This is a genomic window from Bacillus sp. FJAT-53060 (genome assembly GCF_037104745.1).
Taxonomy (GTDB): Bacteria; Bacillota; Bacilli; order Bacillales; family Bacillaceae; genus Bacillus; species Bacillus stratosphericus_B.
The window spans coordinates 156,884-183,724 of the sequence record NZ_JBAWSW010000001.1 but is presented as its reverse complement, the minus strand read 5'-3'; the positions used below and the strand labels follow the sequence as shown (position 1 = coordinate 183,724).

Annotated in this window: 27 protein-coding genes; all 27 read left to right on the top strand. The window is 40.5% G+C overall.

Features of this window, described 5'->3' with window-relative positions:
- Positions 1 to 37: 37 nt before the first annotated feature.
- Positions 38 to 3,598, top strand: a complete 3,561-nt coding sequence (smc, locus tag WAX46_RS01010) for a chromosome segregation protein SMC (protein ID WP_336493216.1) — start codon at positions 38 to 40, stop codon at positions 3,596 to 3,598.
- A 21-nt stretch (positions 3,599 to 3,619) separates the two neighbouring features.
- Entirely contained in the window at positions 3,620 to 4,606 is a 987-nt protein-coding gene (ftsY, locus tag WAX46_RS01005) for a signal recognition particle-docking protein FtsY (RefSeq protein ID WP_226566871.1), read from the top strand.
- A gap of 142 nt (positions 4,607 to 4,748) precedes the next feature.
- Positions 4,749 to 5,081, top strand: a complete 333-nt coding sequence (locus WAX46_RS01000; RefSeq protein ID WP_226566433.1) for a putative DNA-binding protein — start codon at positions 4,749 to 4,751, stop codon at positions 5,079 to 5,081.
- A 13-nt stretch (positions 5,082 to 5,094) separates the two neighbouring features.
- A complete protein-coding gene (gene ffh / locus WAX46_RS00995) occupies positions 5,095 to 6,435 on the top strand; it encodes a signal recognition particle protein (protein ID WP_226566432.1) in 1,341 nt (446 codons plus the stop codon).
- A 105-nt stretch (positions 6,436 to 6,540) separates the two neighbouring features.
- Positions 6,541 to 6,813 carry a 30S ribosomal protein S16 gene (gene rpsP / locus WAX46_RS00990; RefSeq protein WP_008344841.1) on the top strand — a complete coding sequence of 91 codons (273 nt, stop codon included), beginning with the start codon at positions 6,541 to 6,543 and terminating at the stop codon, positions 6,811 to 6,813.
- The gene (locus WAX46_RS00985; RefSeq protein ID WP_226566431.1) at positions 6,813 to 7,058 is read left to right on the top strand and encodes a KH domain-containing protein; all 246 of its coding nucleotides are present in this window, start codon (positions 6,813 to 6,815) and stop codon (positions 7,056 to 7,058) included. Before rpsP ends, WAX46_RS00985 begins: the two co-directional genes overlap by 1 nt.
- 102 nt (positions 7,059 to 7,160) lie before the next feature.
- The gene (locus tag WAX46_RS00980) at positions 7,161 to 7,547 is read left to right on the top strand and encodes a YlqD family protein (protein WP_226566430.1); all 387 of its coding nucleotides are present in this window, start codon (positions 7,161 to 7,163) and stop codon (positions 7,545 to 7,547) included.
- 8 nt (positions 7,548 to 7,555) lie between these two features.
- A complete protein-coding gene (gene rimM, locus WAX46_RS00975; RefSeq protein ID WP_226566429.1) occupies positions 7,556 to 8,080 on the top strand; it encodes a ribosome maturation factor RimM in 525 nt (174 codons plus the stop codon).
- Complete coding sequence (trmD, locus tag WAX46_RS00970) at positions 8,077 to 8,811, top strand: tRNA (guanosine(37)-N1)-methyltransferase TrmD (RefSeq protein WP_226566428.1); 735 nt, start codon at positions 8,077 to 8,079, stop codon at positions 8,809 to 8,811. Before rimM ends, trmD begins: the two co-directional genes overlap by 4 nt.
- Positions 8,812 to 8,947: 136 nt before the next feature.
- Complete coding sequence (gene rplS / locus WAX46_RS00965) at positions 8,948 to 9,295, top strand: 50S ribosomal protein L19 (RefSeq protein WP_008354510.1); 348 nt, start codon at positions 8,948 to 8,950, stop codon at positions 9,293 to 9,295.
- Between the two features lie 89 nt (positions 9,296 to 9,384).
- On the top strand, positions 9,385 to 10,233 hold the full coding sequence (gene ylqF / locus WAX46_RS00960) for a ribosome biogenesis GTPase YlqF (protein WP_336493215.1): 849 nt from the start codon (positions 9,385 to 9,387) through the stop codon (positions 10,231 to 10,233).
- A 77-nt stretch (positions 10,234 to 10,310) separates the two neighbouring features.
- The gene (locus WAX46_RS00955; protein WP_336493214.1) at positions 10,311 to 11,075 is read left to right on the top strand and encodes a ribonuclease HII; all 765 of its coding nucleotides are present in this window, start codon (positions 10,311 to 10,313) and stop codon (positions 11,073 to 11,075) included.
- 27 nt (positions 11,076 to 11,102) lie between these two features.
- Positions 11,103 to 12,827, top strand: coding sequence for a glycosyltransferase (locus WAX46_RS00950; RefSeq protein WP_336493213.1), 1,725 nt, complete (start codon positions 11,103 to 11,105; stop codon positions 12,825 to 12,827).
- Positions 12,824 to 13,099 (top strand): FlhB-like flagellar biosynthesis protein, encoded by a 276-nt coding sequence (locus WAX46_RS00945; RefSeq protein WP_226566425.1) that lies wholly within the window; start codon positions 12,824 to 12,826, stop codon positions 13,097 to 13,099. Before WAX46_RS00950 ends, WAX46_RS00945 begins: the two co-directional genes overlap by 4 nt.
- Before the next feature lie 166 nt (positions 13,100 to 13,265).
- Positions 13,266 to 14,426, top strand: coding sequence for an ADP-forming succinate--CoA ligase subunit beta (sucC, locus tag WAX46_RS00940; protein WP_336493212.1), 1,161 nt, complete (start codon positions 13,266 to 13,268; stop codon positions 14,424 to 14,426).
- 22 nt (positions 14,427 to 14,448) lie between these two features.
- Entirely contained in the window at positions 14,449 to 15,351 is a 903-nt protein-coding gene (gene sucD / locus WAX46_RS00935; RefSeq protein ID WP_336493211.1) for a succinate--CoA ligase subunit alpha, read from the top strand.
- A gap of 63 nt (positions 15,352 to 15,414) precedes the next feature.
- A complete protein-coding gene (gene dprA / locus WAX46_RS00930) occupies positions 15,415 to 16,317 on the top strand; it encodes a DNA-processing protein DprA (protein WP_336493210.1) in 903 nt (300 codons plus the stop codon).
- 195 nt (positions 16,318 to 16,512) lie between these two features.
- Positions 16,513 to 18,588, top strand: a complete 2,076-nt coding sequence (gene topA, locus WAX46_RS00925; RefSeq protein WP_336493209.1) for a type I DNA topoisomerase — start codon at positions 16,513 to 16,515, stop codon at positions 18,586 to 18,588.
- A 70-nt stretch (positions 18,589 to 18,658) separates the two neighbouring features.
- The gene (trmFO, locus tag WAX46_RS00920; RefSeq protein ID WP_336493208.1) at positions 18,659 to 19,963 is read left to right on the top strand and encodes an FADH(2)-oxidizing methylenetetrahydrofolate--tRNA-(uracil(54)-C(5))-methyltransferase TrmFO; all 1,305 of its coding nucleotides are present in this window, start codon (positions 18,659 to 18,661) and stop codon (positions 19,961 to 19,963) included.
- A 62-nt stretch (positions 19,964 to 20,025) separates the two neighbouring features.
- Entirely contained in the window at positions 20,026 to 20,943 is a 918-nt protein-coding gene (gene xerC / locus WAX46_RS00915; RefSeq protein WP_336493207.1) for a tyrosine recombinase XerC, read from the top strand.
- Between the two features lie 14 nt (positions 20,944 to 20,957).
- Positions 20,958 to 21,503 carry an ATP-dependent protease subunit HslV gene (gene hslV / locus WAX46_RS00910; RefSeq protein WP_226566419.1) on the top strand — a complete coding sequence of 182 codons (546 nt, stop codon included), beginning with the start codon at positions 20,958 to 20,960 and terminating at the stop codon, positions 21,501 to 21,503.
- A gap of 16 nt (positions 21,504 to 21,519) precedes the next feature.
- Entirely contained in the window at positions 21,520 to 22,920 is a 1,401-nt protein-coding gene (gene hslU / locus WAX46_RS00905) for an HslU--HslV peptidase ATPase subunit (RefSeq protein WP_226566418.1), read from the top strand.
- Positions 22,921 to 22,954: 34 nt separating this feature from the next.
- On the top strand, positions 22,955 to 23,734 hold the full coding sequence (gene codY / locus WAX46_RS00900; protein ID WP_226566417.1) for a GTP-sensing pleiotropic transcriptional regulator CodY: 780 nt from the start codon (positions 22,955 to 22,957) through the stop codon (positions 23,732 to 23,734).
- A 285-nt stretch (positions 23,735 to 24,019) separates the two neighbouring features.
- A complete protein-coding gene (gene flgB, locus WAX46_RS00895) occupies positions 24,020 to 24,409 on the top strand; it encodes a flagellar basal body rod protein FlgB (protein ID WP_226566416.1) in 390 nt (129 codons plus the stop codon).
- The gene (gene flgC / locus WAX46_RS00890; RefSeq protein ID WP_336493206.1) at positions 24,409 to 24,861 is read left to right on the top strand and encodes a flagellar basal body rod protein FlgC; all 453 of its coding nucleotides are present in this window, start codon (positions 24,409 to 24,411) and stop codon (positions 24,859 to 24,861) included. Before flgB ends, flgC begins: the two co-directional genes overlap by 1 nt.
- 11 nt (positions 24,862 to 24,872) lie before the next feature.
- Positions 24,873 to 25,190, top strand: a complete 318-nt coding sequence (gene fliE / locus WAX46_RS00885) for a flagellar hook-basal body complex protein FliE (protein ID WP_226566414.1) — start codon at positions 24,873 to 24,875, stop codon at positions 25,188 to 25,190.
- A 49-nt stretch (positions 25,191 to 25,239) separates the two neighbouring features.
- Positions 25,240 to 26,841, top strand: coding sequence for a flagellar basal-body MS-ring/collar protein FliF (gene fliF / locus WAX46_RS00880; protein WP_226566413.1), 1,602 nt, complete (start codon positions 25,240 to 25,242; stop codon positions 26,839 to 26,841).

Here is a 26,841-nt window from a genome sequence, read left to right as displayed (position 1 = left end):
ATGATAGTACTTTAAATACATAAGGAGGATCACTCTCATGTTCCTCAAACGCTTAGACGTGATAGGATTCAAATCTTTTGCACAGCGAGTGACCGTGGACTTTGTGAAAGGTGTCACCTCTGTTGTTGGACCAAACGGAAGTGGCAAAAGTAATATTACCGATGCCATCCGCTGGGTACTTGGAGAACAATCAGCAAAAAGCCTCCGCGGAGGAAAAATGGAAGACATCATTTTTGCAGGAAGTGACTCAAGAAAAAGAGTCAACTTAGCAGAGGTGACATTAACGTTAGATAATGAAGATCACTTTTTACCGATCGATTTTCACGAAGTCAGTGTGACAAGAAGGGTGTATCGTTCAGGAGAAAGTGAATTTCTCATAAACAATCAATCTGTTCGCTTAAAGGATATTATCGATCTTTTCATGGATTCAGGCCTTGGCAAGGAAGCTTTTTCTATCATCAGTCAAGGGAAGGTAGAGGAGATTCTATCGAGTAAGGCAGAAGAAAGAAGAAGTATCTTTGAAGAAGCGGCAGGTGTCTTGAAATATAAAACAAGAAAGAAAAAAGCCGAGAATAAACTAATTGAAACGCAGGACAACTTAAACCGGGTGGAAGATATTCTGCATGAATTAGAAGATCAAGTAGAACCATTAAGGATGCAAGCATCGATTGCAAAGGACTATTTACAAAAAAAAGAAGAGCTTGAACATGTAGAAATTGCTTTAACTGTCTATGATATCGAAGTACTTCACGAAAAATGGACAACACTAGGCGAAGCTGTCGAGCGATTCAAACAAGATGAAATGAAGCAGTCCACAGACATTCAAGCAAAAGAAGCCAAAAACGAGGAATCCAGAGACCGAATTCAGGCGCTTGATGAATCGATACATGACCTGCAAGAAGTTCTGCTTTTCACAAGTGAGGAATTAGAAAAGCTTGAAGGGAAAAAAGAAGTTCTAAAAGAACGAAAAAAAAATGCAACAGCAAACCAAAGTCAGTTGGAAGAAGCGCTCGTTCGTTTAACCGAAAAGCAGGCACTATTAACCGAAAAGATTGCCCAACAGAAAATCACACGGGACAGCCTACAAAAAGAAGTGCAGCAGCTAAAAGAAGAAGTGAAAACAAGACAGCATCAACTTTCGCTTCATAGTGAAGATGTAGAAGGTCAAATTGAACAGCTGAAAAGTGACTATTTTGATCTACTCAATGAGCAGGCTTCAATCCGCAATGAACGTAAATTTCTAGAAGAGCAGCAGCGCCAAGCGGCCATGCAGCTACAGCGTCTGACGCAAAATAACCAGAAACACATAGAAGAACGTGTGTCTGTCAAAAAGAAGAAGACGGAAGCTGAGAAGCAGCTTTCAAAACTGGAAGAAGATATTTTGGCTCAGGTGAAACGATTTAAAGAGGCTGAACAAAAGCTTGAGCAAATAAAACGTCAATACGAGAAAAAAGAAACGGCTCTTTACCAAGCCTATCAATATGTACAGCAAGCAAAATCAAAAAAAGAGATGCTTGAATCAATGCAGGAAGACTTCTCCGGCTTTTTCCAAGGAGTCAAAGAGGTCTTAAAGGCAAAGGATCGGTTAGGCGGTATTCACGGTGCCATTGCAGAGCTGATTCAAACCGATCAACAGCACGAGACAGCGATTGAAATTGCGCTAGGTGGAGCCACGCAGCACATAGTTACTGAACATGAAGCAGCAGCCAGACAGGCCATTGGATACTTAAAGCAGCAATCCTTTGGACGTGCTACCTTCCTGCCAATAAACGTGATCAAAGAAAGAACCATTCAGTTTAGAGATGTCCAAATAGCTGAGCAGCATGCTGCATTTATCGGCGTAGCGAGTCATCTCGTTTCCTTTGATGAAAAGTATCAAAAGGTCATTCAAAGCTTGCTTGGAACGGTCCTTATCGTCAGAGACTTAAAAGGCGCAAATGAGCTGGCGAAAATGCTCGGACATCGTTATCGCATCGTGACCCTTGATGGAGATGTCGTTAACCCAGGTGGTTCAATGACTGGGGGCGACGTGAAAAAAAAGAACAACTCCCTCCTCTCAAGAAACCGAGAGATCGAAACATTAACAAAGCAGCTCCTTGAAATGGAAGAAAAAACAACGATCCTTGAAAAAGAAACAAAAGAAACGAAGCAATCAATTGCAGCAAGCGAAACCCAATTAAATGAGTTGCGTCAGCGCGGCGAAACGCTTCGAGAAAAGCAGCAAGAGATGAAAGGGAAACTATATGAATTGCAAGTAGCAGAAAAAAATATTAATTCTCATCTCGAGCTCTATGATCAAGAAAAAGAAGAATTGCAGCAGCGTTCTACTGAACTTGCGAGCAAGGACAAAGAGCAGGTAACCCTTGAAGCTTCTATAGGTGAGAAGTTGACGTCTCTTGATGAAGAGATCAACACGTTAACCAAGCGTAAGCAGACCCAAAGCTCAACGAAAGAAACCATTTCTGCCAAATTAACAGAGCTGAAAATCTCCCTTGCCAAAAAAGAGCAGTCTTTAGCAAATGAACAAGAAAAGCTTTCCAGCTTAACGGCTGAATTAAAAGAGGCTGAAAAGACGATGGTGGAAACAAAAGAAGATCTGTCCCTTTTAACAAGTGAAATGTCATCTAGCTCAAGCGGAGCAGAACAGCTAGAAGAAGCTGCAAAAGAGAAGCTGGAAAATAAAAATAAAACGACAGCGCTCATTTCAGAGCGCCGTAAACAGCGTCTGTCACTTTCTGAAACATTAGAATTTGCTGAACGTGAACTCAAAGAGCAAAAAAGACTTTACAAGCAGATCACCACAATCCTAAAAGATGAAGAGGTTAAGCTGGGCCGAATGGAGGTCGAGCTCGATAACCTCATCGCCTATTTAAATGAAGAATACGCGCTTTCGTTTGAAGGAGCAAAAGAAATGTATCATCTGACCTTAACACCAGATGAAGCAAGAAAACGAGTGAAACTGATCAAACTAGCCATTGAAGAGCTTGGAACAGTGAACTTAGGCAGTATTGATGAGTATGAACGCGTGAATGAACGTTACCTCTTCTTAACAGAACAGCGAAATGATTTGACAGAAGCGAAAAATACGTTATTCCAAGTCATCGAAGAAATGGATCAAGAGATGACAAAGCGCTTCTCTGAGACATTCTCTCAAATCCGTGGGCATTTTGAATCGGTTTTCCAAGCATTATTTGGCGGGGGAAGAGCAGACCTTAAGCTGACAGATTCAAACGATTTATTAAACTCTGGAGTCGATATTGTTGCACAGCCGCCAGGGAAAAAACTGCAAAACCTAAGCCTGCTTTCAGGCGGAGAGAGGGCATTAACAGCGATCGCTTTACTATTCTCTATCTTAAAAGTCAGACCTGTTCCATTCTGTGTGTTAGATGAGGTAGAAGCAGCGCTTGATGAAGCCAATGTCTTCCGCTTTGCACAATATTTAAAGAAATACAGCCAAGAAACGCAGTTCATTGTCATTACTCACCGTAAAGGAACAATGGAAGAAGCAGACGTCTTGTATGGTGTCACAATGCAGGAATCAGGTGTCTCCAAACTTGTATCCGTCAAATTAGAGGAAACGAAAGAGCTTGTTCAGTAATTAAAGGAGGTTTTTGAACCAATGAGCTTTTTTAAGAAATTAAAAGAAAAATTTACGCAGCAAACCGATTCAGTATCAGAAAAGTTTAAAGATGGACTTGAAAAAACGAGAAACTCATTTCAAGGGAAAGTAAACGACCTAATTTCTCGCTACCGTAAGGTCGATGAAGACTTTTTTGAAGAACTAGAAGAAGTTTTAATCGGTGCTGATGTCGGTTTCACAACTGTGATGGAACTGATTGATGAGCTGAAAAAAGAAGTGAAATTAAGAAATATTCAAGATCCAAGTGAAGTACAGGCGGTCATCTCCGAAAAACTTGTTGAAATTTACAATAGCGGAGAGGAACAAATCTCTGAGCTGAATATCAAAAACGGCCGTTTAAATATCATTTTATTTGTCGGCGTCAACGGTGTTGGGAAAACCACGACAATTGGTAAGCTGGCAAACAAGCTGAAAAATGAAGGGAAATCCGTTATTTTAGCAGCAGGTGATACGTTCCGTGCTGGGGCGATTGAGCAGCTTGAAGTATGGGGAGAGCGCTCTGGCGTTCCTGTCGTCAAACAAACAGCAGGCTCTGATCCAGCAGCGGTCATCTATGATGCCGTTCAATCAGCTAAAGCGAAAAAAGCGGATGTCCTCATCTGTGATACTGCAGGAAGACTTCAAAACAAAGTCAATTTGATGAAAGAACTGGAAAAGGTCAAGAGAGTCATTGAGCGCGAAGCCCCAGATGCACCGCACGAAGTACTCCTTGCTCTTGATGCGACGACGGGACAAAACTCCATGGCACAAGCAAAGGAATTCTCCAAAGCCACAAATGTGACAGGGATCGCTTTAACAAAGCTTGACGGCACTGCAAAAGGCGGGATTGTTCTTGCGATTAGAAATGAACTCAACATCCCCGTGAAGCTCGTCGGTTTAGGTGAAAAGGTTGACGACCTACAAGAGTTCGATGCTGAATCGTATGTGTACGGTTTATTTTCAGATGTCATTGATAAAGAAGACTAACAAAAAATGCAGGCTAAGTTGCTGGCATTTTTATTTACATGCTGTCTCATGAACTGACAAGATAAAAACTTGACACATAGATAAGAACCGTGTAAACTTAGTAGTTGTAAAGGGAATGAACTTAACAAAGGGGAGAGAGCCCATGACGCTTGAAAAGACAACGAGAATGAACTACTTGTTTGACTTCTATCAATCGTTGTTGACCGCAAAGCAAAAGAGCTACATGTCGCTTTACTACCTAGACGATTTTTCCCTCGGTGAAATTGCGGATGAATATGAGGTATCAAGACAGGCTGTTTATGATAATATTAAACGGACTGAAGCGATGCTTGAACAATATGAAGAAAAGCTGCTCTTATTTAAGAAATTTAAAGAGCGTAAAGAACTTCTCAAAAAAATGAGAGAGCTTGTAGCAGATTCCACGCAAAAGGAAAAAGCAGAAGCTTTAATTGAATCGCTTGAGAAATTAGATTAGGAGGCGGCACAGTATGGCATTTGAAGGATTAGCCGACCGACTGCAGCAGACGATTTCAAAAATCCGCGGCAAAGGAAAAGTGTCAGAGCAAGATGTAAAAGAAATGATGCGCGAGGTACGCCTTGCCCTTCTTGAAGCTGACGTCAATTTTAAAGTAGTCAAAGACTTTGTGAAAAAAGTAAGCGAGCGGGCAGCTGGACAAGAGGTCATGAAAAGCCTTACCCCTGGACAGCAGGTCATTAAAGTTGTAAAAGAAGAACTCACTGAATTAATGGGTGGAGAAGAAAGTAAAATCGCCGTGGCGAAAAAATCTCCAACAGTCATTATGATGGTGGGTCTTCAAGGGGCAGGTAAAACGACCACCACTGGGAAGCTTGCCAATTTACTTCGCAAAAAACATAATCGTAAACCGATGATGGTGGCTGCAGATATTTACAGACCAGCAGCTATCCAGCAGCTTCAAACGCTTGGGAAACAGCTTGATATGCCAGTGTTTTCGTTAGGTGATCAAGTAAGCCCAGTTGAAATTGCCAAACAGGCGATTGAAAAAGCGAAAGAAGAACACCACGATTATGTGATTTTAGATACAGCGGGACGTCTTCATATCGATCATGAATTGATGGATGAGCTACAGAAAGTAAAAGAAGTAGCAAATCCAGAAGAAATTTTCCTTGTTGTTGACTCCATGACAGGTCAAGATGCTGTCAATGTAGCAAAAAGCTTTAACGAACAGCTTGGCTTAACAGGTGTTGTTCTAACGAAACTAGACGGTGATACAAGAGGCGGGGCAGCACTTTCGATTCGAGCTGTTACAAATACGCCGATTAAATTTGCTGCACTAGGAGAAAAGCTTGATGCTCTTGAACCATTCCACCCAGAGCGGATGGCGTCAAGAATTCTTGGCATGGGAGATGTGCTCACGCTTATTGAAAAAGCACAGGCAAACGTAGACCAAGATAAGGCAAAAGAGCTTGAAAAAAAAATGCGGACAATGAGCTTCACGCTTGATGATTTCCTCGAGCAGCTTGGCCAAGTTCGCAATATGGGTCCACTTGATGAACTGATCCAAATGATGCCGGGAGCTGGTAAAATGAAAGGGCTCAAAAACGTTCAAGTAGACGAAAAGCAGCTCAATCATATCGAAGCGATCATTAAATCAATGACGACCGAAGAAAAAGAACAGCCAGAGGTCATTAATGCAAGCAGAAGAAAAAGGATTGCAAAGGGAAGCGGAACATCAGTACAGGAAGTCAATCGCCTTTTAAAGCAATTTGACGAAATGAAAAAGATGATGAAGCAAATGACCAACATGTCCAAAGGAAAGAAAAAAGGTTTTAAATTACCATTTATGTAATTGGTTATACATGATAAAACTGTTGTTAAGAAAAAACACTTTACAAACCCTTTTATCATTGTTAATATACTATTTTGTTGAAATATTCTCGGAGGTGCTAGTAAAATGGCAGTAAAAATTCGTTTAAAACGTATGGGAGCAAAAAAATCTCCTTTCTATCGTATTGTTGTAGCAGATTCTCGTTCACCACGTGACGGTCGTTTCATCGAAACAGTTGGAACTTACAACCCAGTGGTATCACCAGCTGAGGTGAAAATCAACGAAGAATTAGCGCTTAAATGGCTTCAAAATGGTGCGAAACCATCTGATACAGTCCGTAACCTTTTCTCAAGCCAAGGAATTCTTGAAAAATTTCATAATGCGAAAAACAGCAAATAATGAATAAGCTGTCCTTGGAAGAATTGATTGTGTCCATCGTTGAGCCACTTGTTGATTTCCCAGAAGATATTCACGTTTCTTCATTAGAAAAAGATGAGCAGGTGATATATACACTGTCTGTCAATGCCAAAGATACCGGAAAAGTGATCGGAAAGCAGGGGCGTACAGCAAAAGCGATACGAACAGTCATTTTTGCAGCAGGTGCAGAGTCTTCTAAGAAAGTTCAACTTGAGATTGCTGATTAAAAAGGGAGAGGGCATAGAACCTCCCCTTTTTTACACGTTCAAATCTATTTTTCGTTATATTGTAGAGGACAAATGCCTTCGGATAGGGGGACAAAAAGGAAGATGCAGATCATTCAACATGTCACCGTCATGCAAGTATTAACTGAAAGCAGTAAGGACAAACTGTTAACGACTTTTTTGGAGAAAAAAGAAAGACTAGAACGTGAATGCAATCAACTTTATTTTCAATTAAAGAAACACGAAAAAGAGTCACATCAGCAAGAGGCCATCCCTCAATTTCAAAAAGCCATTGATAAAAGGCAAGAGAAGATCAGACAAATTGATTTTCAAGTAGAGCAGCTACATATTTTGCCTCTTGGAAGTGAAATGAAAGAAACAGAAGTGGATGCACTGGTTGAAGTGAAAATAGGTGATAAATGGGATGACAAAATGCAAGATAATGTCATCGTTGTCAAAGACGGCATCATCGTTGAAATACGTCAGGGGTGATTGAGAACATGGAGCTAGATTGGTTGAATGTCGGAAAGGTTGTCAATACACATGGTGTGCGTGGTGAAGTTCGCGTTGTGTCAAAGACCGATTTTCCAGAAGAACGCTACAAAAAAGGAAGCGTCCTCTATATTTTTAAACAAGGTCAAAGGGAGCCGCTGAAGGTCACTGTAGCATCACATAGACAGCACAAACAGTTTGATTTGCTCACATTTGAAGAAGTGGGCTCATTAAATGAAGCAGAGCAACTAAAAGAATCAATCTTAAAAGTAGAAAAAGAACATCTTAGTTCATTAGATGAAGGGGAATTTTATTTTCACGAAATCATTGGCTGTAATGTGTATGATGAACAGGACAAACTAATCGGTCATATTAAAGAGATTTTAACCCCAGGGGCAAATGATGTCTGGGTGGTTGAAAGAAAAAGCAAAAAAGATGCCCTCATCCCTTATATTCCATCTGTCGTCAAAAAGATCGATATCTCATCCAAAACAGTACACATTGAAGTGATGGAAGGGCTCATTGACGAATGAAAATCGACTTTTTAACGCTATTCCCTGAAATGTTTGAAGGGGTGCTTCACTCATCGATCTTAAAAAAAGCTCAGGAGAAAGAAGCCGTCTCATTTGATGTTGTCAATTTTAGGGAGTATTCGGATCATAAGCATAAGACAGTGGATGACTATCCGTATGGAGGCGGTGCTGGCATGGTACTGAAAGCACAGCCTGTATTTGATGCGGTAGAAGATTTGACGAAGAAAGCGAGCAAGAAGCCCCGAATCATTCTTGTCTGTCCCCAAGGGGAGCGGTATACACAAAAAAAAGCAGAAGAGCTTGCAAAAGAAGAACATCTCATGTTCATTTGCGGCCACTATGAAGGCTACGATGAGCGCATCAGGGAGCATCTTGTCACAGATGAAATCTCAATCGGAGATTTTGTTCTCACAGGCGGAGAGCTGCCGGCGATGATGATTGCAGACAGTGTGGTAAGGCTTTTGCCTCATGTGCTTGGAAAAGAATCGTCTCATATCGAAGATTCATTTAGTACAGGTCTGCTTGAACACCCGCACTATACAAGACCAGCTGATTATAAAGGACTGAAAGTGCCGGATGTACTGCTCTCTGGAAATCATGCCAAAATAGAAGAGTGGCGGCGCAAAGAATCCTTGATGCGAACCTATACAAGACGTCCTGATTTGATTGATTCATGCAAAACATTAACGGAAGAAGAAAAAAGATGGCTTTGGCAGCTTCATAATGACTAGATTGTATTGCACACTGCATAGAGGTGTGGTATGATACTACTTGTGGCTTGGACGGCTTGCCGATTCAAGTTTGAAAACGATGTTCCGCTGCAGTGAAGAAAGAGGCATGAGCATCTGTTGGAAGGAGTTGAAAACGATGCAACATTTAATTGAAGAAATCACAAAAGAACAATTACGCACTGATCTTCCTGCGTTCCGTCCTGGTGACACTTTACGTGTACACGTTAAAGTTGTCGAGGGTACTCGTGAGCGTATTCAGATCTTTGAAGGTGTTGTAATTAAGCGTCGTGGTGGTGGAATCAGTGAAACTTTCACAGTTCGTAAGATTTCTTACGGTGTAGGCGTTGAGCGTACATTTCCTGTACACACACCAAAAATCGCTAAGATCGAAGTTGTACGTCACGGTAAGGTACGTCGTGCAAAACTTTACTACCTACGTGAACTTCGCGGTAAAGCGGCTCGTATCAAAGAAATTAGACGATAATGATATCAAAGGAAAGAGCTTGTTACCTGTAACAGGCTCTTTTTTGTACAATGTATAGAGACAACCGATAGAAGAGAGAAGGGGCACATATGACGATCCAATGGTTTCCAGGCCATATGGCAAAAGCAAGGCGAGAAGTCACAGAAAAATTAAAGCTCATCGACATCGTATTTGAATTAACGGATGCAAGAATTCCGATGTCCTCTAGAAACCCAATGATCGAAGAAATCCTTCAAAACAAACACAAAATCATGCTCTTAAACAAAGCAGACAAAGCAGATCCTCGTATGACAAAAGAGTGGCAGACTCATTTTGAAGAGCAAGGCGTTAAGTCACTTGCCATTAACTCTGTCGATGGACAAGGGTTAAATCAGATCATCACGACTTCAAAAGAAATCTTAAAAGAAAAATTCGATCGTATGGAAGCAAAAGGCGTCAAGCCGCGCGCGATTCGAGCGTTGATTATCGGAATTCCTAATGTCGGAAAATCGACTTTGATCAATCGATTAGCAAAGAAAAACATCGCCAAAACAGGAGATCGACCTGGTATTACCACTTCACAGCAATGGGTGAAGGTGGGGAAAGAACTTGAACTGCTCGATACCCCTGGAATCCTCTGGCCGAAATTTGAAGATGAGCAAGTAGGACTCCGGTTAGCGGTAACTGGAGCAATCAAAGACTCAATCATCAACTTACAGGATGTCGCCGTGTATGCACTGCGTTTTCTAGAAGAGCACTATCCAGAGCGATTAAAAAAACGCTATGACTTAAAAGAAATACCTGAGGATACGGTTGAGCTGTTTGATGCAATTGGTACAAAGCGTGGCTGTTTGATGAGTGGAGGATTCATTAATTACGACAAAACCACCGAAATCATTATTCGGGATATCCGAACTGAAAAATTTGGTCCCCTCACTTTCGAGAAGCCTGAAAGCTAAAAGACACGCAGCTCAATGCGGGTCTTTATTTTTTGTGAAAAACTGCCGATATAAAAAAGGAGGCTGCCGAAAAGTCGATGTACACCGTAAAACGAATGAAAGAACTCATAGAAGAGCACGCCCAGGACGAGTCATACATTCGTGAGCTTGTGAAAGATGATACAAGAAAAAGTGTCCAAAAGCTCATCGAAAAGTGGCGAAAAGAGAGAAAAAAGCAGCAAGAACTACATGCAGCATGGAATCAAATGCTGCAATTTGAACACCAAGCAAAGGCGCAGGGATACACGTGTATTGCTGGTATAGATGAAGCAGGAAGAGGACCGCTGGCAGGCCCAGTTGTCGCAGCAGCTGTCATATTAAAAGAAGAGACTGTTCTGCTTGGTTTAAACGATTCAAAGCAATTATCTGAGAAAAAAAGGTTGGCCTATTATGATCTGATTCAAGAGGAAGCACTTGATGTCGGAATCGGCATTGTTGATGCGGCTACGATTGATGAAATCAATATTTACGAAGCTTCAAGATTGGCAATGGTGAGAGCTGTGGAGCAGTTAACTCATATACCTGATTATCTACTCATAGATGCGATGACGCTCCCGCTTCCTACTTACCAGAAGAATATCATCAAAGGAGATGCAAAAAGTGCATCCATTGCAGCTGGTGCATGTATTGCAAAGGTGACAAGAGATCAGATGATGGAAGAATACGGACGCCAGTATCCTAAGTATCAATTTGAAAAGCATAAAGGATACGGGACCAAAGATCACCTGACAGCTATTCAAAAACATGGTGCTACCCCCATTCATCGATTATCGTTTGCACCAGTTAAATCCGTTATTTCATAAATTTTTGATACAAGGAGGCTACCTGGGATGACAAGAGTTGAAGACATACATACAGCACTGAACAGCCGATTAAATACAGCAGAATCTGTTCCGCTAAATACTGAAGGTAAGGAAAATGTGCACCGGTTAATTCTCGGCAAAGTACTCAAAATGCTTGGAGATGATACAGCGCTTGTTCAAATAGGCTCGACTAAAATAAAAGCCCAGATAGCGGCTCAGCTAAAGGCAGATGCATTCTATTGGTTCCAATTTGAACAAGTAGGTGGAGGCAGCCTCAATAAACTTAGGCCCGTTCAACAATTTGATCAAGACCCCAAGACGCTAAAGGATGCAGCAGCCAAATTATTAGAAGGTCTGTCACTTAAAAATGGGCTTGAAATAATGCTAACAGCTACAGCCTTCTTAAAAGAAAAATCGGTCATCAACGAAACAGAGTTGAAAACTGCAGTGAAATGGATCGAACAGCTTCAAGGAGTTGATGTCAAAAAAGGACTGCAGGCACTCCTATTTGCCTTAAAAAAAGATTTGCCGATTCAGCAAGGGGTGCTCCAGTCAATATTAGCAGTAAAATCATCTTCTGCTCTTCATCAGGATATGACAACGCTGCTAGATCGATTAACACAACTCCCGAAGCACTCAGGTGCCACACAAGCCCTTACACAAGCTATTCTGTCTGTAATAGACGCAGAGGCTAACGTCCATGCAGAAAAGCTCTTATCGGTGCTTCTAGCAGCGAAAGAAGGCCAAGTGAAGCAAGGAGGCAGTGTGCCAGCAATGCCTAATCTTAATCCGTCTCAGCAAACAGGGAATAACGAAGACTCAATTGTCCAAGGGCGGCAGACAGATCCAGCCAACCAGCAGTCGCTAAATCCAAAGCAGCTAAGTGTCCCGCTTCAGCAAATAGAGCGGATATTGACAAGTATGACAAATCAAGGTCCAGATGAACATCAGCAGCCAGATGTAAAGCAGTTCGCATCACTTATTCAAGGGCTCCAGCAGGTAGGATCTCAGTCTGATGCAAAGGCATCCGTGCTTCAAAAAAAATTTCCGTTCCTTTCAAAAACAGAGGCAAACGCATTCGCTCAGGTCATTCAGCAGACTGAACCAACATTTAGCAATAAAACAGACGTGCTTGATTTACTCATGACGATGAAAAAGGCGATAGGTGTACGCGATGAAATCGGTATGCTCAAACTACTGGAAAAAGCGAGCAAAGATGTGAAAAGTCAGGAGCTTCAACAATTAAAGCACGTCTTAAATGATGTGAGGCAGGCTGATTTACCAGAGCACGTAAAAAAAGAAGTGGATCAATTGTTTCATAGATTAAATGGACAGTTATTTGTGCAGCAAGAAAACCAAACGGTTAGTCAAATGATGGTCTCTTATCCTCTTTTCTCAAAACATAGTGTGCAAGATTTAACCTTTATTCTAAAAGGACACAAGAAAAAAGATGGATCGATTGATATTTCTCAGTGTCGTTTAATGTTTTACTTAAACATGGAAAATCTTGAAGAAACATTAATAGACTGTACGATTCAGCAAAAGGTCATGGCGATTACAGTCGAGACCGCCTATGAACTGCAAGGGGCGATTAATCCAATGATTCCAGCTGTTCGAGAGAACTTAAATATCCTAGGATATAGTTTAACGGGTATTATAGCAAAGAAGAGACAAGAGCCAATAAACCTGTCTCAATTTCTAGATGAACACTTTCATAAAATCAGCGAGGAAGGGCTGGACTTACGAGTATGAAGGATTCAAAACCCCTTAGAAGAGCGGTCGCTCTACATTACGATGAAGAAAAACAAAAGGCGCCAAAAGTCATCGCGACAGGAAGCGGCTATGTGGCTGATCATATTATTGAAGAAGCAAAAAAATCAGGAGTTCCCATCCAAGAAGACCCTAATTTAGTAGAGCTTATGCGGTACTTAACACTTGATGAGGAAATACCAGAAGCGTTATACGATACTGTAGCAGAAATATTTTCGTTTATCTATAAGTTAGATCAAAATATGAAAAAATAGAGATTTTGCTGAAAAATTTTATATTTTTAATAAAATAAAAGTTTGGATGTTTAGAAGGATTTTGCGATTTTACATAGAACCCTAGACATTCTCTTTTTTATTCTTTAAAATGAAAACGCAGTCTATTTTATAATTTTTGTTTCTACTTATGTTGGGAGGATGGAAAATGAATATCCATGAGTACCAAGGAAAAGAAATCCTAAGAAAATATGGGGTTTCAGTTCCAAATGGTAAAGTAGCATTTACATCTGATGAAGCAGTCAAAGCATCAGAAGAGCTAGGAAGCTCTGTTTATGTCGTAAAAGCACAGATTCATGCAGGCGGCCGTGGTAAAGCAGGTGGGGTAAAAATTGCAAAAACAAAAGATGAGGTGAAAGGGTTTGCAGAGGAATTACTCGGCAAGACACTTGTCACACATCAAACAGGGCCTGAAGGGCGTGAAATAAAACGCTTACTTATTGAAGAAGGCTGTGATATTCAAAAGGAGTACTATGTTGGACTTGTTTTGGATAGAGCGACATCAAGAATTGTCTTAATGGCTTCTGAAGAAGGCGGTACAGAAATTGAAGAAGTAGCAGAAAAAACGCCAGAAAAAATCGTGAAAGTGGTTATCGACCCAGCGATTGGTCTTCAAGCCTATCAGGCAAGAGAAGTCGCGTTTAAAATTAATATTCCAACAAAATTAGTTGGCCAAGCTGTTAAGTTTATGACAAGTCTTTACAATGCGTTTATTGAAAAAGACTGTTCAATTGCTGAGATCAATCCACTTGTTGTAACAGGCGATGGTAAAGTCATGGCACTTGATGCAAAATTAAACTTTGATAGCAACGCCTTATATAGACAAAAAGATATTCTAGAATACCGTGATCTTGATGAAGAGGATCCAAAAGAAATTGAAGCATCTAAATATGATCTAAGTTACATTTCTCTAGATGGCAATATTGGCTGTATGGTCAATGGAGCAGGTCTTGCGATGTCTACGATGGATATCATCAAACATTACGGGGGAGACCCTGCGAACTTCTTAGATGTTGGCGGCGGCGCAACTGCTGAAAAAGTAACGGAAGCATTTAAAATCATCTTATCAGATCAAAATGTGAAAGGGATTTTCGTAAACATTTTTGGCGGCATCATGAAATGTGATGTTATTGCAGAAGGTGTTGTTGAAGCGACAAAACAAGTCGGCTTAACATTACCGCTCGTTGTACGTCTTGAAGGAACGAACGTTGAATTAGGGAAGAAAATCCTGAGTGATTCAGGCTTAAATATCACTTCTGCTGAGTCTATGGCTGACGGGGCAGAAAAGATTGTATCTTTAGTCAAGTAGAGCAGAAAGGCAGGGGACCTAAATGAGTGTATTTATTAATAAAAATACGAGAGTAATTGTTCAGGGAATTACCGGTTCAACCGCATTGTTCCATACAAAACAAATGATTGATTATGGAACAAATATTGTTGGCGGTGTCACACCTGGAAAAGGTGGAACTGAAGTAGAAGGAGTTCCTGTATTTAATACTGTATCTGAAGCAGTACAGACAACGGGAGCAAACGCTTCTGTTATCTATGTACCTGCACCATTTGCAGCAGATGCCATTTTAGAGGCAGTGGATGCAGAAGTGGATCTTGTCATTTGTATTACTGAACATATTCCAGTTCTTGATATGGTTAAAGTAAAACGGTATATGGAAGGCAAGAAGACAAGACTTATTGGGCCAAACTGCCCTGGTGTGATTACACCTGAAGAATGTAAGATTGGCATTATGCCTGGCTACATTCATAAAAAAGGCCATGTTGGTGTTGTTTCACGCTCTGGAACGCTTACATATGAAGCGGTACATCAGCTTTCAGAGGCTGGCATTGGACAATCGACAGCTGTAGGAATCGGTGGAGACCCAGTAAACGGGACGAACTTTATTGATGTATTAAAGGCCTTTAATGAAGATCCTGATACGCACGCTGTCATTATGATTGGTGAAATTGGCGGTACGGCTGAAGAAGAAGCAGCTGAATGGGTGAAAGCAAATATGACCAAACCAGTTGTTGGCTTTATTGGCGGTAAGACGGCGCCTCCAGGAAAACGTATGGGACATGCTGGTGCCATTATTTCTGGTGGTAAAGGAACAGCTGATGAAAAAGTAAAAACAATGCGTGAATGTGGAATTGAAGTGGCAGAGACACCATCTGTCATGGGAGAAACCTTAATTAAAGTGTTAAAGGAGAAAAATCTCTTCGAAGCTTGTAAAACGCATTAATGACACAAGAAGACTTGTTTTTTGACAAGTCTTCTTCTTTCTATCTTAAATTGGAGGAATGGTATGTACAACGTGTCCGAAAGAATGATTTTTCACCGCTTAAAAGGCCTCATCTCACCCTCTTTGTTAACAAAATGGTGGAAGGTCGATCCTGAATTATATATAAATGAAGAAACACATCATTTCACACAGGATCGATCCTTACAAACGATCGATTTTATCCGCTTAAAACAAGCTGAAGAAAATGAATTCCCCATTTTTCAACACATCGTTCAAGCCTATTTAAAGCAAAACATTCACATGATTCCCATCACATCACCCTTATATCCCAGCACACTTAAAACCATTTATGATCCACCCCCCGTGTTATTTCTAAAAGGAAACATATCATATTTAAATGAAGAAAAAAGTTTAGGTGTAGTAGGTACGCGTGTGCCATCGTCATACGGAGAAGCATGTGTGAAGAAATTTGTTGGTGAACTTGTAAAGGAAAACTGGATGATTGTCAGTGGGTTGGCAAAAGGAATCGATGGACTTGCACACAAGGAGTGCATCAGAAAACAAGGGAAAACCATTGGTATTGTGGCTGGTGGCTTTCAGCATGTATATCCAAAGGAACATGTGCAAATGGCTCAATACATGGGAGAGCATCATTTGCTTTTGTCAGAGCACCCGCCTTATATCAAACCAGAAAAGTGGCACTTTCCCATGAGAAATCGTTTGATTAGTGCACTAACAAAAGGAACCATCGTGATCCAGTGCAAAGAAAAGAGCGGTTCTCTGATTACAGCATACCAAGCACTTGAGCAAGGAAAAGAAGTGTTTGCTGTTGCAGGATCAATCTTTGATCCTAATTCCACAGGTCCTGCAAGACTCATTCAGGAGGGAGCAAAGCTTGTTCATTCGACAAATGATATTTTAGAGGAATTCTCCTTTCATGGCATTCATTATACTGAACTCTCATAAAAATATCGTTTGACAAAAGACATAGGAATATTTAATAATAGTGAGGATTTAAGTTTACACTTTGTTTTTCGTGTTTATAATAATATTCATCATAGAGAATTTTTAAACGATTGCCTTTTAGATACGTGCAATTAACATATAATATGAATTTTGAAATGGATAAAGAGAGAACACCTCTTAAGGGGGATTTTGAGTATGGCTGATTATTTAGTCATCGTTGAGTCGCCAGCAAAGGCGAAAACGATAGAGCGTTATTTAGGAAAAAAGTATAAAGTAAAGGCTTCAATGGGGCATGTGAGGGATTTACCGAAAAGTCAGCTAGGTGTTGACACTGAGCATGACTTTGAACCGAGATACATTACGATTCGCGGAAAAGGTCCAGTTTTAAAGGAATTAAAAACAGCGGCGAAAAAAGCAAAGAAAGTCTATCTCGCAGCTGACCCCGATAGAGAGGGAGAAGCGATTGCGTGGCATTTAGCACACAGCCTTGACCTTGATCTCTCTTCAGATTGCCGGGTTGTTTTTAACGAGATTACAAAGGATGCGATTAAAGATTCTTTTAAGCATCCACGTATGATCAATATGGACTTGGTTGATGCGCAGCAGGCAAGACGGATTTTAGATCGTCTTGTTGGGTATAAAATCAGCCCAATTTTATGGAAAAAAGTCAAAAAGGGATTAAGTGCTGGGCGTGTTCAATCTGTTGCACTCCGCTTGATAATTGATCGCGAGAAAGAAATTAATGAATTCAAACCAGAGGAATACTGGACAATTGATGGTAAGTTCTTAAAAGGGAAGGAATCTTTCGAGGCTAGTTTCTTTGGTGTCAATGGCAAAAAACACCCACTGAAAACAAAAGAAGATGTAAAAGAAATCCTTTCGAAACTAAAGGGAAGCAAATTCTCTGTAGAAAAAGTCACGAAGAAAGAGCGTAAACGCAATCCGGCTGTTCCATTTACGACATCCACCTTACAGCAAGAGGCTGCAAGAAAACTAAACTTCCGTGCGAAAAAGACCATGATGATTGCACAGCAATTATATGAAGGAATTGATCTTGGTAAAGAAGGAACAGTAGGACTCATTACATATATGAGAACGGACTCAACGCGTATTTCAAATACAGCAATTGAAGAAGTATCTGCTTTCATTGATCAGACGTACGGTAAGAATTTCTTGAATACAACAAAACGAACTGCCAAAAAGAATGAAAAGGCACAAGATGCTCACGAAGCCATTCGACCGACTTCTACGCTAAGAAAACCAACAAATGTTAAACACGTGCTAAGTAGAGATCAGCTTCGTCTGTATAAATTGATTTGGGAACGATTTGTGGCAAGCCAAATGGCACCAGCTGTTCTTGATACAATGAGTGTGGATCTTGAAAATAACGGTCTTACTTTCCGTGCAAATGGGAGTAAGGTGAAATTTCCTGGGTTTATGAAGGTATATGTGGAAGGAAAGGACGACCAGCTAGAAGAAAAGGACAAAATGCTTCCTGATCTAAAAGAGGGTGACACAGTTCTTTCAAAAGATATCGAACCTGAACAGCACTTCACGCAGCCACCTCCTCGCTACACAGAGGCCAGGCTTGTTAAAACGCTTGAAGAGCTTGGTATAGGCCGTCCATCTACATATGCACCAACTTTAGATACGATTCAAAAGCGCGGCTATGTCGCACTTGATAACAAACGATTTACCCCAACAGAGCTTGGAGAAATTGTACTCAACTTAATTATTGAATTCTTCCCTGAAATCATTAACGTTGAATTCACGGCGAAAATGGAAAAAGAACTTGATAGCGTTGAAGAAGGTACGATTGAATGGGTTCGTATTATCGACAGCTTCTATCAGGACTTTGCAAAACGGGTAGAAAAAGCTGAAGCAGAGATGCAAGAAGTAGAAATTGAACCCGAATACGCCGGGGTTGATTGTGAAGAGTGTGGTCATCCGATGGTTTACAAAATGGGGAGATACGGTAAGTTCATGGCTTGCTCTAATTTTCCAGATTGCCGGAACACAAAACCAATCGTTAAAGATATCGGTGTCAAATGCCCAACATGTCATGAAGGAAACATCGTTGAAAGAAAATCAAAGAAACGCCGGATTTTTTATGGCTGTGATCGTTTTCCAGAGTGTGAATTCGTTTCTTGGGACAAACCAATTGAAAGAAAGTGTCCAAAATGCGAAAATATGCTTTTAGAGAAAAAGCTGAAAAAAGGCGTTCAAGTTCAATGTGTGAATTGTGATTATAAAGAGGAACAACAAAAATAGCGGTGAGCAGCCTTGTTCACCTGCTTTTTTATGTCATCAAACAGAACTTACGAAATAGGAGAGTTGTACAATGAGTCAATTTGTAAATGTGATCGGAGCAGGGTTAGCGGGAAGTGAAGCTGCATGGCAAATTGCCAAGCGTGGGATTAAAGTCAATCTGTATGAAATGAGACCTGTCAAACAAACTCCCGCACACCACACAGATAAATTTGCGGAGCTCGTTTGCAGTAATTCATTGCGTGCGAACGCTTTGACAAATGCAGTAGGTGTATTAAAGGAAGAAATGCGTCATTTAGATTCGGCGATTATTTCAGCAGCGGATGAAAGCTCAGTCCCTGCTGGTGGAGCGCTTGCAGTAGATCGTCATGAATTTGCAGCAAACGTCACAGATCGTGTGAAAAATCACCCGAATGTTACGGTCTTTCACGAAGAAGTGCAAAGCATTCCAGAAGACCCAACAATCATTGCAACTGGACCACTTACTTCAGAAGCTCTTTCAAAGAAATTAAAATCTTTAACAGGTGAAGAGTATCTTTATTTCTACGATGCAGCGGCACCAATATTAGAGAAAGATAGCATTGATATGGATAAAGTGTACTTGAAATCACGCTATGATAAAGGGGAAGCTGCTTATTTAAACTGCCCAATGACAGAAGAGGAATTCGATCGTTTTTACGATGCGTTAATCTCTGCTGAAACTGTACCATTAAAAGAGTTTGAAAAAGAAATCTTCTTTGAAGGCTGTATGCCAATTGAAGTCATGGCGAAAAGAGGAAGGAAAACCATGCTGTTTGGTCCGATGAAACCAGTAGGGCTTGAAGATCCCAAGACAGGGAAAAGACATTACGCTGTTGTTCAATTAAGACAGGATGATGCAGCGGGTACTTTATATAACATCGTTGGTTTCCAAACACATCTGAAGTGGGGCGATCAAAAAGAAGTGTTCCGTCTGATTCCAGGGCTTGAGCAAGCAGAGATTGTTCGTTATGGTGTGATGCACCGTAATACATTTATCAACTCGCCAAGCCTTTTAAAACCTACTTATCAGTTTAAAAACAGAGATGATCTATTCTTTGCCGGACAAATGACAGGCGTTGAAGGCTATGTTGAATCTGCTGCTTCAGGATTAGTGGCTGGGATTAATGCGGCTCGTTTTGTTAAAGGAGAAGAGCTTGTCACACTTCCTGAGGAAACGGTGATAGGCAGTATGTCTCACTACATCACGTCAACAAACAAGAAAAGTTTCCAGCCGATGAATGCAAACTTTGGTTTGCTGAAAGATCTTGGCGTTCGAATAAAAAACAAACAAGAACGGTATGCAGAGTACGCTAAGCGCGCAATCAAAACTATTCAAACTATTAAGAAACCTCTGTAGTAAAACATTGCACGAAAAGCAAGATGTGTGATACCATTTAAAAGCCTTAAAGAGGTGTAAAAATGACGAATAAACAGCGTCTTGTCCACTTATTCATTGAATATTTACAAATTGAAAAAAACTATTCAGCTTTAACGATCTCAGGATATACAAAAGCCATTGAAGAGTTTGTCAGATTTATGAACTTTCAAGGAATAAACGGTTTTGAAGAGGTATCCTATCAAGATACGAGAATTTATTTAACAGAAGCTTATGAAAAAGGCCTTACAAGAAGAACGATTAGTAAGAAAATCTCTGCGCTTCGCAGCTTTTATAAATTTTTATTAAGAGAACAGCTTGTGAAAGAAAATCCTTTTTTGCTCGTTAGCTTACCAAAGCAGGATAAGCGAATTCCTTCATTTTTGTATGAAGAGGAACTAAAAGAGCTTTTTACAGTTTCTGATTTAAGCACAACGCTTGGACAAAGAAATCAAGCCATTTTAGAACTTCTTTATGCAACAGGTATGAGGGTCAGTGAGTTATGTTCATTAAAAGAATCTGATCTTGATTTATCGATGGATACAGTGCTTGTTCATGGGAAAGGTAGCAAACAGCGGTATGTTCCTTTCGGGTCTTACGCACATGAAGCACTGGCCCCTTATTTAGACGATGGAAGGCAGAAGCTGATAGCTAAGGGGAAAAACCGTGCTGAGACGCATGTGTTTTTAAATCAGCGAGGAGCTCCTCTTACAGATCGAGGCGTTCGATTCATTCTAACTGAATTAATGAAAAAGACGTCAGTCACATTACATATCCATCCTCACATGTTAAGGCACACCTTTGCCACACACCTCTTAAACGAGGGGGCGGATTTGAGAAGTGTTCAAGAACTTCTGGGGCATTCAAATTTATCATCAACACAGGTGTATACACATGTATCAAAAGATTCTTTAAGAAAAACGTACATGTCTCATCACCCAAGGGCTTTTAAACGATCCTAAAAGGAGGTTTTTTAATGTCATCATTTCATGCAACAACCATCTTTTCCGTTCAACATAAAGGAAAAAGTGCAATGGCTGGCGACGGTCAAGTCACTTTCGGGCAGGCAGTCGTGATGAAACACACAGCAAAAAAAGTACGTCGTCTTTTCGGAGGCAAGGTACTGGCAGGGTTTGCAGGATCCGTAGCAGATGCATTTACACTCTTTGAAAAGTTTGAAACAAAGCTTGAAGAATATGGTGGTAATTTAAAGCGAGCAGCTGTAGAACTGGCGAAAGAATGGCGAAGTGACAAAATGCTCAGACAGCTTGAGGCAATGCTCATTGTCATGAACAAAGAAAGCATCTTGCTCGTATCTGGAACAGGAGAGGTCATCGAGCCAGATGATGGCATTTTGGCCATCGGTTCAGGCGGAAACTATGCACTTAGCGCCGGGAGAGCACTCAAGAAACATGCAGGTGATCACCTCTCAGCTAGAGAGATTGCAAAGGCTGCTCTTGAAACGGCCGGAGAAATCTGTGTCTACACGAACGATCAAATCACTTTAGAAGAGCTTGAATAGAAAGGACATGAGACGTATGGAGAAAAAGCCGTTCACCCCAAGAGAGATAGTTGAAAAGCTTGATCAATACATCATTGGTCAGCTTGATGCGAAAAAAGCAGTGGCGGTGGCTTTACGAAACCGTTACAGAAGAAGTCTTTTACATGATAAGCTAAAGGATGAAGTCGTTCCTAAAAACATTTTAATGATTGGCCCAACAGGTGTGGGAAAAACAGAAATTGCCCGCAGAATTGCACGACTTTCTGGAGCGCCTTTTATTAAGGTGGAAGCGACGAAGTTTACTGAAGTCGGATATGTCGGTCGTGACGTAGAATCGATGGTCAGAGATTTAGTTGAGACAGCGATCAGACTTGTCAAAGAAGAAAAGATGAAAGATGTTCAAGAAGAAGCAGAGAGACAAGCGAACAAACGTCTTGTTCATTTACTGGTCCCTGGTAGGAAAAAAAGCCAGTCTGTGAAAAATCCATTTGAGATGCTGTTTGGCAGTTCTGATGCAGATGACCGTGATCAAGATGACTCAAATGAAGAAGTAGAGCTTGAATCGACAAGAAAACGTATTGCACACCAGCTGGCTATGGGCGAACTTGAAGACCATGACGTCACGATAGAAGTGGAAGAGCAGCAACCTTCCATGTTTGATATGCTTCAAGGCTCGGGTATGGAGCAAATGGGTATAAACATGCAGGATGCGCTCAGCAATCTCATGCCTAAAAAGAAAAAACGCAGAAAGCTGACCGTCAGAGAAGCAAGAAAGGCGTTAACTGCTGAGGAAGCGTCAAAACTGATTGATATGGATGAAGTCAGTCAGGAAGCTGTCCAAAAAGCAGAGCAGCAAGGGATTATTTTTATCGATGAAATCGATAAAATTGCCAAAAGTGGTGGAGCATCATCCGCAGATGTTTCTCGTGAAGGGGTACAGCGCGATATTTTACCGATTGTAGAAGGTTCAACTGTGATGACGAAATATGGGTCAGTGAAAACGGATCATGTGCTTTTTGTAGCAGCAGGTGCATTTCATATGGCGAAACCCTCAGATTTGATTCCGGAGCTTCAGGGGCGCTTCCCAATCCGTGTAGAATTAGATAAATTAAGTATAGAAGACTTTGTGAAAATCTTAACGGAACCAGATAATGCGTTATTAAAGCAATATAAGGCTTTACTTGAAACGGAAGGTATATCTCTTGAATTTTCTGACGATGCTATTCATAAGATTGCCGAAGTGGCATATCATGTCAATCAGGAGACGGATAACATCGGTGCAAGAAGGCTTCATACCATACTTGAAAAGCTGCTTGAAGAGCTTTCATTTGAGGCGTCCGATATTACAATGGAAACAGTGACCATTACCCCTCAGTATGTAGAAGAGAAGCTAGGAAAGATTGCAAATAACAAAGACTTAAGTCAATTTATACTTTAACAAATGAATAAAGTAATCTAGGAGGATCATTATTATGGCTTTACTACAAAAAACAAGGATTATTAACTCAATGCTGCAAGATGCAGCGGGGAAACCGGTTAATTTTAAAGAAATGGCAGAAACACTGAGAGATGTCATTGACTCAAACATTTTCGTATTAAGTAGAAGAGGAAAACTTCTTGGCTACTCCATTAATCAACATATTGAAAATGCACGTATGAAAAAAATGCTTGAAGATCGTCAATTCCCTGAAGAATATACAAAGAGTCTATTCAATGTCCCTGAAACTTCTTCAAACCTTGACATCAACAGTGAATATACAGCTTTCCCGATTGAGAATCGTGATTTATTCCAATCAGGTTTAACAACGATTGTTCCAATCATCGGAGGCGGGGATCGTTTAGGAACGTTAATCCTGTCTCGTTTGGAGGATACATTCACAGATGATGATTTAATTCTTGCTGAGTACGGAGCAACAGTTGTTGGAATGGAGATCCTTCGCGAGAAAGCGGAAGAAATCGAAGAAGAAGCAAGAAGTAAAGCGGTTGTCCAAATGGCCATTAGTTCTCTTTCATATAGTGAGCTTGAAGCGATTGAGCACATCTTTGAAGAACTTGATGGAAACGAAGGGCTGCTTGTGGCAAGTAAAATTGCTGACCGTGTAGGCATCACCCGTTCAGTGATCGTAAACGCCTTGCGTAAACTAGAAAGCGCAGGTGTGATCGAATCTCGTTCTCTTGGAATGAAGGGAACGTATATCAAAGTGTTAAACAACAAATTTTTAATTGAACTTGAAAACTTAAAGTCTCATTAAGCAAAAACCCCTTTTCGGCTAAAAAATGCTGAAAAGGGGTTTTTTATCTAAAAAAAGGGGATTTGTCCGAAAAATGACACTCTTTTTTTAAGAAACACCTTACAATTCTGTAGTGCTTTGAATCTAGGTCTTTAAGCCTACTCATAAAATAGATATATATTACGAGTTTTTTTTACATATACATCATAGACTTTAATCCTATTATTTCTTACAATGAACATATGGTTTTACAAATCTCGACATGATTAAATGGAATGAAATACATATGATTGGAGGTATATGGTATTGGATATATTTTCTGGAACGATAAACAACCTTGAGAATGCCTTGGGCAGAGCGAATGTTAAGCAAAAAGTCATAAGCAATAATATCGCCAATATAGACACACCGAACTACAAGGCAAAAAACGTAGCATTTCATGAGATGCTAAATGATGCATCAAGCAAATTAGATGCTAAAAAAACATACCAAGGTCACATTGATTTTTCGAAAACAAGGTCTAATTATTCAGTTATTTCGAGTAACCGCACTTCTTATCAAGAAAACGGAAATAATGTCGATATTGATCAAGAGATGAGTGAACTCGCTAAAAACCAAATTCAGTATAATGCGTTGGTGGAAAGAATGAGCGGAAAGTTCAATTCTCTTAAAACAGTTTTGACAGGAGGTAAGTGATGTCGATTTTTTCAGGCGTTAACGCTTCGTCCTCAGCATTAACAGCACAGAGGCTCAGAATGGACGTTGTATCCTCGAATCTTGCTAATATGGATACAACAAGAGCTAAACAGGTTGATGGCAACTGGGAACCTTATAGACGTAAGCTCGTCACATTACAGCCGTCAGGTGAATCATTTTCATCTATATTGAAATCAAGCATGAATTCGAGCGGCAAATTAGGAAACGGTGTCAAAGTAACGAAAATTACAGAAGACGAAACTCCATTCAACCTTCAATATGATCCTACAAATCCCGATGCCAATGAAAATGGATTTGTTCAAACACCAAATGTTGATCCATTAAAGGAAATGGTTGATCTCATCAGTAGCTCAAGGTCATATGAAGCAAACGTGACGGCACTAAATGCGAATAAAAGCATACTGATGAAAGCTTTAGAAATAGGAAAGTAAGGTGAAAAGAATTGGTTAACGCAATATCTCCTTTCCAGCTTCAAACCACACAGCAAGCAAATGAATTGACGAATGCATCGCCACTGCAGGCGGCTGCACCTAAAAGTCAAACGGATTTCTCTGATGTGCTGAAGAATTCCATTGAGGCATTAAATCAATCACAGCTGAAATCAGACCAGTATACTAATGCTCTTGCACAAGGAAAAGATGTCAATCTTGAGGAAGTCATGATTGCTTCACAAAAAGCGAGTGTGACACTCACAGCTGCGACGGAGTTTCGAAATAAAGCAGTCGAAGCGTACCAAGAGATTATGAGAATGCAGATGTAGGAGGTGCTGGCGGACAAAAAAAGACTGAATGGAATGACCGGGGGTTAAGATGAATCGTACTTTAATGCAATTAAGAACAAAAACAGTTGAGTTTTGGCGAAATCGATCAAAATTACAAAAAATACTCATGATTGGCGGCGTTGCTGCCCTAGCAATCATTATTACGGTTGTTAGCATCTTTGCTTCTTCTGAAAAAATGGTTCCGTTGTTTAGAGATTTGTCTGAGGCAGAAGCAGGGCAAATTAAACAGGAACTGGATGGCAAAAACGTTAAATCCGAACTTGCAAATAATGGAACGACTATTTTAGTTCCGGAAAAGCAAGCAGACTCTTTAAAAGTACAACTCGCATCAGAGGGACTCCCTAAGACAGGAAATATTGATTATTCCTTCTTTGCGAATAATTCCGGCTTCGGTTTAACAGATAATGAATTTGATGTTCTGAAAGTAGACGCAACTCAGACAGAACTATCTAATCTGATCAACACGATTGACGGGATTAAAGATTCAAAGGTTATGATTAACCTGCCAAAAGATTCCGTTTTTGTTGGGGAAGAGCAAAGTAATGCATCAACATCAATTGTGTTGCAAGTTCAGCCTGGCTACACGCTTACTCAGCAACAAGTAAAAGGCCTTTATCATCTTATTTCAAAAAGTGTGCCAAATTTAAAAACAGAAAACATCGTCATTATGGACCAAGATTCCAACTACTACGACTTAAACAGTAGCTCTGATACCTATGCAAGTGGAATGGATGCACAGCAGCAGAAAAAAGAAGAAATTGAAAAGAACCTTCAAAGAAAAATTCAACAGCTGCTTGGAACCATGATGGGTCAAGATAAGGTCGCCGTATCGGTCACAACAGACATTGATTTTACTGAAGAAAAAAGAAAAGAAGACCTTGTAGAACCAGTTGATAAAGAAAACATGCAAGGCATCGCTGTCAGTGCTGAAAAAATTGCTGAAACCTATTCAGGGAATGGTGCAGCAGCTGGAGGCACAGCTGGAACAGGCGCCGATGATGTGACAAATTATCAAGGCGCAGATGGAGCCAATGAAAGCGGAGATTACGAAAAGAGCGAAGATCGCATCAATTATGAGGTAAACCGCATCCATAAAGATATCAAAGAAAGTCCTTATAAAGTGAGAGACATTGGCATTCAGGCATTGGTTGAACCACCAACTGCAAACGATGTGAATTCTCTAACAGCTGAAAGGCAAGATGATATCAAAAAGATTCTTTCAACAATTATTAGCACATCAATTGACAAAGAGTACACAAATGGTCAAGCACTCACTCAAGCTGACTTAGATAACAAAATCGTTCTATCTGTATCAAAATTAGATGGTAAACAGCAAACTACAACAGAAAACCCTTCGAACAATATTCCGATCTGGGTTTATATTGTAGGCGGTGGGCTACTACTTGCAATTATCGCTCTCATTATTCTTCTTGTGCGTAATCGCAGAAAAGAAGAGGAAGAAGAGGAAGAAGAGTTTGAGCTTGATGAACGTACACCAATCCATGTTCCTGATATCGATACTGAGCCAGAAACAGAAGAAATGGTGAGAAAAAATCAGCTTGAAAAAATGGCAAAAGAAAAACCAGAAGACTTTGCTAAATTGCTACGCAGCTGGCTGTCCGAGGATTAG

Bases quoted from the DNA above. Each gene is read 5' to 3' on its own strand.
- smc (WP_336493216.1), top strand. From the start codon at position 38: ATGTTCCTCAAACGCTTAGACGTGATAGGATTCAAATCTTTTGCACAG.
- ftsY (WP_226566871.1), top strand. From the start codon at position 3,620: ATGAGCTTTTTTAAGAAATTAAAAGAAAAATTTACGCAGCAAACCGAT.
- WAX46_RS01000 (WP_226566433.1), top strand. From the start codon at position 4,749: ATGACGCTTGAAAAGACAACGAGAATGAACTACTTGTTTGACTTCTAT.
- ffh (WP_226566432.1), top strand. From the start codon at position 5,095: ATGGCATTTGAAGGATTAGCCGACCGACTGCAGCAGACGATTTCAAAA.
- rpsP (WP_008344841.1), top strand. From the start codon at position 6,541: ATGGCAGTAAAAATTCGTTTAAAACGTATGGGAGCAAAAAAATCTCCT.
- WAX46_RS00985 (WP_226566431.1), top strand. From the start codon at position 6,813: ATGAATAAGCTGTCCTTGGAAGAATTGATTGTGTCCATCGTTGAGCCA.
- WAX46_RS00980 (WP_226566430.1), top strand. From the start codon at position 7,161: ATGCAGATCATTCAACATGTCACCGTCATGCAAGTATTAACTGAAAGC.
- rimM (WP_226566429.1), top strand. From the start codon at position 7,556: ATGGAGCTAGATTGGTTGAATGTCGGAAAGGTTGTCAATACACATGGT.
- trmD (WP_226566428.1), top strand. From the start codon at position 8,077: ATGAAAATCGACTTTTTAACGCTATTCCCTGAAATGTTTGAAGGGGTG.
- rplS (WP_008354510.1), top strand. From the start codon at position 8,948: ATGCAACATTTAATTGAAGAAATCACAAAAGAACAATTACGCACTGAT.
- ylqF (WP_336493215.1), top strand. From the start codon at position 9,385: ATGACGATCCAATGGTTTCCAGGCCATATGGCAAAAGCAAGGCGAGAA.
- WAX46_RS00955 (WP_336493214.1), top strand. From the start codon at position 10,311: ATGTACACCGTAAAACGAATGAAAGAACTCATAGAAGAGCACGCCCAG.
- WAX46_RS00950 (WP_336493213.1), top strand. From the start codon at position 11,103: ATGACAAGAGTTGAAGACATACATACAGCACTGAACAGCCGATTAAAT.
- WAX46_RS00945 (WP_226566425.1), top strand. From the start codon at position 12,824: ATGAAGGATTCAAAACCCCTTAGAAGAGCGGTCGCTCTACATTACGAT.
- sucC (WP_336493212.1), top strand. From the start codon at position 13,266: ATGAATATCCATGAGTACCAAGGAAAAGAAATCCTAAGAAAATATGGG.
- sucD (WP_336493211.1), top strand. From the start codon at position 14,449: ATGAGTGTATTTATTAATAAAAATACGAGAGTAATTGTTCAGGGAATT.
- dprA (WP_336493210.1), top strand. From the start codon at position 15,415: ATGTACAACGTGTCCGAAAGAATGATTTTTCACCGCTTAAAAGGCCTC.
- topA (WP_336493209.1), top strand. From the start codon at position 16,513: ATGGCTGATTATTTAGTCATCGTTGAGTCGCCAGCAAAGGCGAAAACG.
- trmFO (WP_336493208.1), top strand. From the start codon at position 18,659: ATGAGTCAATTTGTAAATGTGATCGGAGCAGGGTTAGCGGGAAGTGAA.
- xerC (WP_336493207.1), top strand. From the start codon at position 20,026: ATGACGAATAAACAGCGTCTTGTCCACTTATTCATTGAATATTTACAA.
- hslV (WP_226566419.1), top strand. From the start codon at position 20,958: ATGTCATCATTTCATGCAACAACCATCTTTTCCGTTCAACATAAAGGA.
- hslU (WP_226566418.1), top strand. From the start codon at position 21,520: ATGGAGAAAAAGCCGTTCACCCCAAGAGAGATAGTTGAAAAGCTTGAT.
- codY (WP_226566417.1), top strand. From the start codon at position 22,955: ATGGCTTTACTACAAAAAACAAGGATTATTAACTCAATGCTGCAAGAT.
- flgC (WP_336493206.1), top strand. From the start codon at position 24,409: ATGTCGATTTTTTCAGGCGTTAACGCTTCGTCCTCAGCATTAACAGCA.
- fliF (WP_226566413.1), top strand. From the start codon at position 25,240: ATGAATCGTACTTTAATGCAATTAAGAACAAAAACAGTTGAGTTTTGG.